Source organism: Mesorhizobium sp. M4A.F.Ca.ET.090.04.2.1 (genome assembly GCF_003999085.1).
Lineage (GTDB): Bacteria > Pseudomonadota > Alphaproteobacteria > Rhizobiales > Rhizobiaceae > Mesorhizobium.
In genome coordinates this window covers 1-6,403 of record NZ_RZOT01000352.1, presented here as the reverse complement: position 1 = coordinate 6,403, position 6,403 = coordinate 1, and the positions used below count along the sequence as shown (strand labels likewise).

The window sequence follows — 6,403 nt, the reverse complement described above, 5'->3', positions numbered from 1 at the left end:
GTCGGCGGCGCGCACGCGGGCCCGCGCGGCCATGCCGTAGCGCCGCACCAACTCCTCGACCGGCACGCGTGAGCGTTCGGTGGTGGTCACCACGCTGAAGCGCTGAGCAATGAAGGAGGCGAGGCTGAGCGCCGCCTCACAGATGCCGATGACCGGGATGTTCGCCATGGCGCGCGCCGCGTCCAGTCCGGTGTCGTCAAAACAGGCGATGATCGCCGCCTGCGCGCCGGCGCGCTCGCCGGCGGCGATCTCGACCAGCAGGCCGGGCACCGCAAGTGCCTCGTCATAATAGCCCTCTATAGACACAGGCCCCATCGACGAAGTGACGGCGAAGATCTCCGTCGAGGCGCTGGCAACGGAGCGGGCGGCCGCTGCGACGGTTTCGGTCATGCTGGCGGTCGTGTTCGGGTTCACCACGAGAATCTGCACGTTGGCTCCGTTCAGGCTCGCGCCCGGCGGCGGCCGACATAGACGATCGCGCCGAGCGTCAGCAGGATCACCAGGAAAGAGAACACGGTCGTCACCGTGCCAAGCGCATAGAGCACCGGCGTCGTTACATTCGTCGTCATGCCATAGATCTCGAGCGGCAGCGTGTTGAAGGTGCCCGACGTCATCAGCGTGCGGGCGAACTCGTCATAGGAGAGTGTGAAGCCAAACAGGCCGACGCCGATCAGGCTGGGCGCGATCATCGGCAGAACCACATGCGCGAAGGTCTGCCAGGCGGTGGCGCCAAGGTCGCGAGCGGCCTCCTCATAGGCCGGCGAGAACCGGTTGAAGACGGCGAACATGATCAGCACGCCGAAGGGCAAGGTCCAGGTCAGATGCGCGCCGAAGGCCGAGGTGTACCAGGCCGGACGAAAGCCGATCTGCTGGAAGACGACACCGATGCCGAGGCTGATGATGATCGACGGCACGACCAGGCTGGCGACGGCGAGATAGAACAGCGCCGTGGCGCCGCGGAACTTGCGGCGGAAGGCAAGCCCGGCGAGCAGTGAGACGATGACGGTCACCGCCATCACCATCAGGCCGAGCGCCAGCGAACGCCTGAAGCTGCCGCCGAAATCGCCCACCGCCTGCTTCTCGAACAGGTTGGCGAACCAGTGCAGCGAGACGCCGTTGAGCGGAAAGGTCAGGCCGCCATTCTCACCCTGGAAGGACAGGATCAGGATCGCCGACAGCGGCCCGTAGAGGAACAGCACGAACAGAGCGAAGAAGGCCGCCAGCCCGTAGAATTCGAGAGTGCGCTTCTCGCGGTTCATCGCCTCAGAGCTCCTTGCGGATGTCGACGATGCGCAGGATGCCGGCGACCATCAGGAGCACCAGCACCAGAAGCACGACCGCGTTGGCGGCGGCGGCCGGATATTGCAGAAGCGACATCTGGTTCTTCATCATCAGCGCGACGGAGGCGCTCTGTCCGCCCGACATCACCTGCACGGTGGAAAAATCGGCCATCACAAGCGTGACGACAAAGATGGTGCCGATCGCCATGCCGGGCTTCGCGAGTGGGATGACGACATTCCACAGGATCTGCCAGCCGGAAGCGCCGGCGTCGCGCGCGGCCTCGAACAGCGAGCGGTCGATGCGCATCAGCGTGTTGAAGATCGGCGTCACCATGAACAGCGTGTAGAGATGCACCATGGCGAGCACGACGGCGAATTCGGAATAGAGCAGCCATTCGATCGGCCTCGGTACCAGCCCCAGATGCACCAGCGTCGAGTTGACCAGGCCGTTGCGGCCGAGCACCGGAATCCACGAGATCATGCGGATGATGTTGGAGGTCAGGAACGGCACGGTGCAGACCAGGAACAGCACCATCTGCATGGCCGTGGTGCGGATGTGGAAGGCGAGGAAATAGGCGACCCAGAAGCCGATGAAGAGCGTCAACGCCCAGACGATGGCAGTGTATTTCAGCGTGTTGAGATAGGTCTTCCAGGTGACCCAGGAACCGAGCACGTCGGAATAGTTGGTCGTCAGGAAATCCGGATACATCGCCGCGAAGTCGTAGTCCCAGAAGCTGACGACGACGATCATCAGGATCGGCAGCAGCAGGAACGCGCCGAGGATCAGCGCGAGCGGCGTCGCCTGCAGATAGGGCGCGATCACGCCGATCGAGAACCGGCGGCGCCTGGCGGGCTTGGCCGCGGCCATTGCAGGGCGTTCGAGCGCGACTGTCATGCGTGATATCCGACGAGCGGTTGTGTTTGCGGATGACGGCGGCGTCGCCGCCGTCATCCGCGATCAGTGCATCACGCCGCGATGAACTCGTTCCAGCGCTTCACCATGTAGCGGTCCTCGTCCATCACCGAGTTCCAGCAGGCAACCTTGCCCATGCGCTCGACGAAGGAACCGCCGTCACGCACCGCGCCAGCCTTCTCCATCACCTTGCCGTCCGGCGCGACGATGTCGCCCTTTGCCGGCTTGCCCTCGACCCAGAAGCCCCATTCATCCTCGGACATGAACTGCTTGGCCGTGTCCATGGCGGCGGAATAGTAGCCCTGGCGGTTGAGATAGGCGCCGACCCAACCGGACAGGTACCAGTTGATGTATTCATAGGCCGCGTCGAGCTCGGCGCCCTTGAGATGCGCCGCGAGGCCGAGGCCGCCGCCCCACGAGCGATAGCCTTCCTTGAGCGGCTGATATTTGCAGGCGATGCCCTTGGAGCGCACCGCTGCCACCGCCGGCGACCACATCGACTGGATCACCACTTCGCCGGACGCCATCAGGTTGACGCTCTCGTCGAAGGATTTCCAGAAGGCGCGGAACTGACCGTCCTGCTTGGCCTTGATCAGGAAATCGATCGTCTTGTCGATCTCCTCCTTGGTCATGTTGCCCTTGTCTGCATATTTGATGTTGCCCATGGCTTCCATGATCATGGCCGCATCCATGATGCCGATCGACGGGATGTTGAGGATGGCGGCCTTGCCCTTGAAAGCCGGATCCATGATGTCGGCCCAGGTGGTGATGTCGCGGCCGACGAGGTCGGGGCGGATGCCCAGCGTGTCGGCATTGTAGATGGTCGGAACCATCGTCATCCACTGGGTCGGTTCCTTGGCGAAGGCCTTGGAATCCTGCGCCTCCACGAAGCCGACCGTGTGTGGTGCCGTGCCTTGCGCGATCACGCTGTCGGGCGTCAGCTTGCCGGTGATGAACAGCGGCACGATCTTGTCGTAATATTTCAGCTTCTTGACGTCCATCGGCTGCATGACGCCGGTCGGATATACCTTCTTGGCGATCCAGTATTCGATGTCTGCGATGTCGTAGCTGTCGGGCTGTGTCACCGCGCGCTGCGCGGCGGCATCGGAATCGGTCGCCGTCATCTCCAGCGTGATGCCGAGATCCGCCTTACACTTTTCGGCGATGGCATTGAGGTTAGACACGCCGGTACCGAACTGGCGCAGCGTGATGTTCGACTGCGCCCAGATGGTCGGGAAGCCGGTGATGACGCCGGAGCCGGCGGCAAGGCCGACCGCCGCTGCGCCCGTCTTGAGCAGCGAGCGGCGGGAAATGCCTGTCTTCTTGTCGGTTGTGTTGGTCATTGTCAGTTCCCCTTTTGGTTTGGTTGTGATGGTTCAGGAATCGAGACGACCGAGGATGATCGCATCCTCGGCGTCCCAGGCGATCGGCACCGCGTCGCCGACGGCGACCGGCCTGGCAAAAAAGCCCTCGTCGTCGAGGATGACTGTGAACTCCTCGATGCCAGCGCCGTTGACCGAGAGCTTCACGGTTGCGCCGCGATACTCGATGTTGGAAACGATGCCGCTGAAGCCGAGCCCCGCCGCCGGCGCCTCGCCGATGCGCACATGGTCGGTGCGGATGGCGATGTCGATCGGCTCGCCGGGCTCGCGGCCCTGCCCGCTCGCGGCGAGCGAGACGCCGCCCGGCACCTCAAAGAGAACCATGCCGTCGCTGCTGCCGCTGACGCGGCCGGACACGACATTGTGGTCGCCCATGAAGCGGGCGACGAAAGCGGTCGCCGGCCGTTCGAATACGGTGCGCGGCGGCGCCGCCTGCTCGATGCGGCCATTGTTCATCACCACGATCAGGTCGGCCAGCGCCATTGCCTCCTCCTGGCTGTGGGTGACGTGAACGAAGGTGATGGCGAGCGAGGTCTGCAGCTTCTTCAGCTCCGCCCGCATGCGTATCTTGAGGAACGGATCGAGCGCCGAAAGCGGCTCGTCGAGCAGCAGCGCCTCGGGATCGGTGATCAATGCGCGGGCCAGCGCCACGCGCTGCTGCTGCCCGCCTGAAAGCTGCGCCGGGCGGCGGCTTGCATAGGCTTCCATCTGCATCAGCTTCAGCATGTCGAGCGCCTTGGAGCGGCGCTCCTCCTTGCCGACACCCTTCATCTTCAGGCTAAAGGCGACATTGTCGACGAGGTCGAGATGCGGAAACAGCGCATAGGACTGGAACATCATGGCTGTGCCGCGCTTGGCAGGCGGCAGGTCGGTGACGACGGTGTTGCCGAGCCGCACGTCGCCGCTCGAGATGCTCTCATGCCCGGCGATCATGCGCAGCGTCGAGGTCTTGCCGCAGCCGGAAGGACCGAGCAGGCAGCAATAGGTGCCGGCCGGAATCTTGAGGCTGATGTCCTCGACGGCGGTGGTCGCGCCATAGACTTTCGAAACGGACACGATGTCGATTTCGGCGGCTTTGGACATCCGGGCTCCTCTTGGCTCGGATTAACCAAAGCATCATGCATGCCAGTTGCCCGCCGCCACCCTCAAGCGTTTGAATCCTCGAGCAAATTGTCGATCCGGCCTCGCGCCCAGCAAAGCAGCACTCGTGTGCGATGCACAAATTATGGGCGATTGTCGGCGATGTCAGCAGAAATCGTATGCAATCTTTTCTACTATTGCGTTCAATTTGGCTCTCGTGCAGGCGGCCCGATTCAGGCTACAAGAGCTGAGGACCTTGCCGCCATGAACATCGCCGACCAGACCTTCCCAGCCGTCGACAACGCCAACGAGGATCGCGCCCAGGCGATCCGCGACCAGTTGCGGGACGCCATCGTCGACCGCCGGCTTGCGCCCGGAACCAAACTGTCCGAAGGCGAGGTCGGCACCCTATTCGATGTCAGCCGCACCGTCGCACGCGCGGCGCTGCAGATGCTCTCCTTCGAAGGCTTGGTGCGCACCGAGCGCAATCGCGGCGCCTTCGTCGCCAATCCCTCGCCGGAAGAGGCGCGCCAGGTCTTTGCCTCGCGCCGGCTGATCGAGCCCGGCATCGCGGTCGCCGCCGCCGGGCGCATCACACCGGCTGACGTTGCCGCCTTCAAGGCACAGCTCGAGGAAGAGGGCCGCTTTATCGCCGAGCGCGGGCCGAGCGCAAGGCGCTCCGAGATCAAGGCCTCCGGCGATTTCCATCTGCTGTTGGCTTCCGTGGCCGGCAATGTCATCCTGCAGCGCTTTATGGAAGAGCTGGTCGCGCGCTCCTCGCTGGTGATCGCGCTCTATGGCCGCTCCGGCATTTCGAGCTGCGGCCACAACGAGCATCTGCAGATCCTGGACGCGCTGGAGAACGGCAACGCCGAACGCGCCAGCGCGCTGATGCTGCACCACATCGACCATATCGAGGCTGATCTCGACCTGCGCGTCAGGAGCGGTCCGGCGCTGCGGCAGGCCCTCGAGTCCTGACAACCTGCGCGAGCCGGCCGATGCCGTTGCTTGTTTCAATCTTGGCCTGGAACGCGCGCTCACCCCGGCCCGGATGGCGCGAAGCCTGTGCTTGCCCCTTGCGTGCGTCAATTCGGCCGGCGGCTGCCGGGCTGACTATCGTTGGGAGGAGTTTTGCGAACGTTTGCAAAGAGTTAGCGAGGAAATGGCCTCGGCCTGCATGCAGGCCGCCCTACTTTGGTACGGGGAGCGCAATACTGGACACCAACGATGAAGGCTGGAAATGTGCTTCATGTTTCACGGTTCGGAGGGCTGAATCGGAGCAGGAGCAGGATGGCGCTGAAAGCCGAAGACATTGCCGGCCATCCGGCTGTGCACCGTGGTGTCCAGGAGCAGTCACGGGCGCTTATCCAGATCTACGAAACGAGCCCTCGGCTGGCCGCGATCTTCGCCACGCAGCAACGCTGGCTGATGGGCCATGTCGGCCTTGCCCTGCATTTCAGGCGGAATCCGAACGACCATCACACCGCGCTGACCTTGGCGCGCTTCCTCAAGGTGATACGCCAGAATTCGGTAGCCAGCCGCAACACGGCGGAAGCCTTCATCAAGGAGATGTTGCATTACAACATCGCCGAATATCTGCCGACAAGCGAAGATGCGCGCGCCCATCCCATGCAGCCCACGGCAGCCACCATCAAGACATTCACGGGCTGGGTCCTCGCCCATCTCAGGACGCTGGATATGATCGACGGCTGCAATCTGGCCAGCATTTCGGGCCGGTCGAGGAAGGT

General features: G+C 63.5%; 5 protein-coding genes and 2 pseudogenes. 2 read left to right on the top strand and 5 right to left on the bottom strand.

The window, feature by feature from the left end:
- The 5 genes and pseudogenes from EN781_RS22400 to EN781_RS22380 all read right to left on the bottom strand — a co-directional run.
- On the bottom strand, window positions 1–429 hold a 429-nt coding region (locus tag EN781_RS22400; protein ID WP_189347735.1), incomplete at its 3' end, for an aspartate/glutamate racemase family protein.
- 11 nt (window positions 430–440) lie between these two features.
- Entirely contained in the window at window positions 441–1,259 is an 819-nt protein-coding gene (locus EN781_RS22395) for an ABC transporter permease (RefSeq protein ID WP_127400341.1), read from the bottom strand.
- 4 nt (window positions 1,260–1,263) lie between these two features.
- Window positions 1,264–2,100: pseudogene (locus tag EN781_RS22390) on the bottom strand (ABC transporter permease); the annotation flags it as partial.
- A gap of 146 nt (window positions 2,101–2,246) precedes the next feature.
- Window positions 2,247–3,536: a PotD/PotF family extracellular solute-binding protein gene (locus EN781_RS22385; RefSeq protein ID WP_126058528.1), complete on the bottom strand. Its 1,290-nt coding sequence runs from the start codon at window positions 3,534–3,536 to the stop codon at window positions 2,247–2,249.
- A 33-nt stretch (window positions 3,537–3,569) separates the two neighbouring features.
- Complete coding sequence (locus EN781_RS22380) at window positions 3,570–4,658, bottom strand: ABC transporter ATP-binding protein (protein ID WP_126058527.1); 1,089 nt, start codon at window positions 4,656–4,658, stop codon at window positions 3,570–3,572.
- Window positions 4,659–4,919: 261 nt separating this feature from the next.
- On the opposite strand from EN781_RS22380, the gene EN781_RS22375 reads away from it, so the two are divergent.
- Together EN781_RS22375 and EN781_RS22370 are read left to right on the top strand one after the other, a co-directional pair.
- Complete coding sequence (locus EN781_RS22375; protein WP_126058526.1) at window positions 4,920–5,633, top strand: GntR family transcriptional regulator; 714 nt, start codon at window positions 4,920–4,922, stop codon at window positions 5,631–5,633.
- Between the two features lie 312 nt (window positions 5,634–5,945).
- A pseudogene (locus EN781_RS22370) lies at window positions 5,946–6,403 on the top strand (hypothetical protein); the annotation flags it as partial.

Coding starts and splice junctions, on each gene's coding strand:
- EN781_RS22395 (WP_127400341.1), bottom strand. CDS start 1,259: ATGAACCGCGAGAAGCGCACTCTCGAATTCTACGGGCTGGCGGCCTTC.
- EN781_RS22385 (WP_126058528.1), bottom strand. CDS start 3,536: ATGACCAACACAACCGACAAGAAGACAGGCATTTCCCGCCGCTCGCTG.
- EN781_RS22380 (WP_126058527.1), bottom strand. CDS start 4,658: ATGTCCAAAGCCGCCGAAATCGACATCGTGTCCGTTTCGAAAGTCTAT.
- EN781_RS22375 (WP_126058526.1), top strand. CDS start 4,920: ATGAACATCGCCGACCAGACCTTCCCAGCCGTCGACAACGCCAACGAG.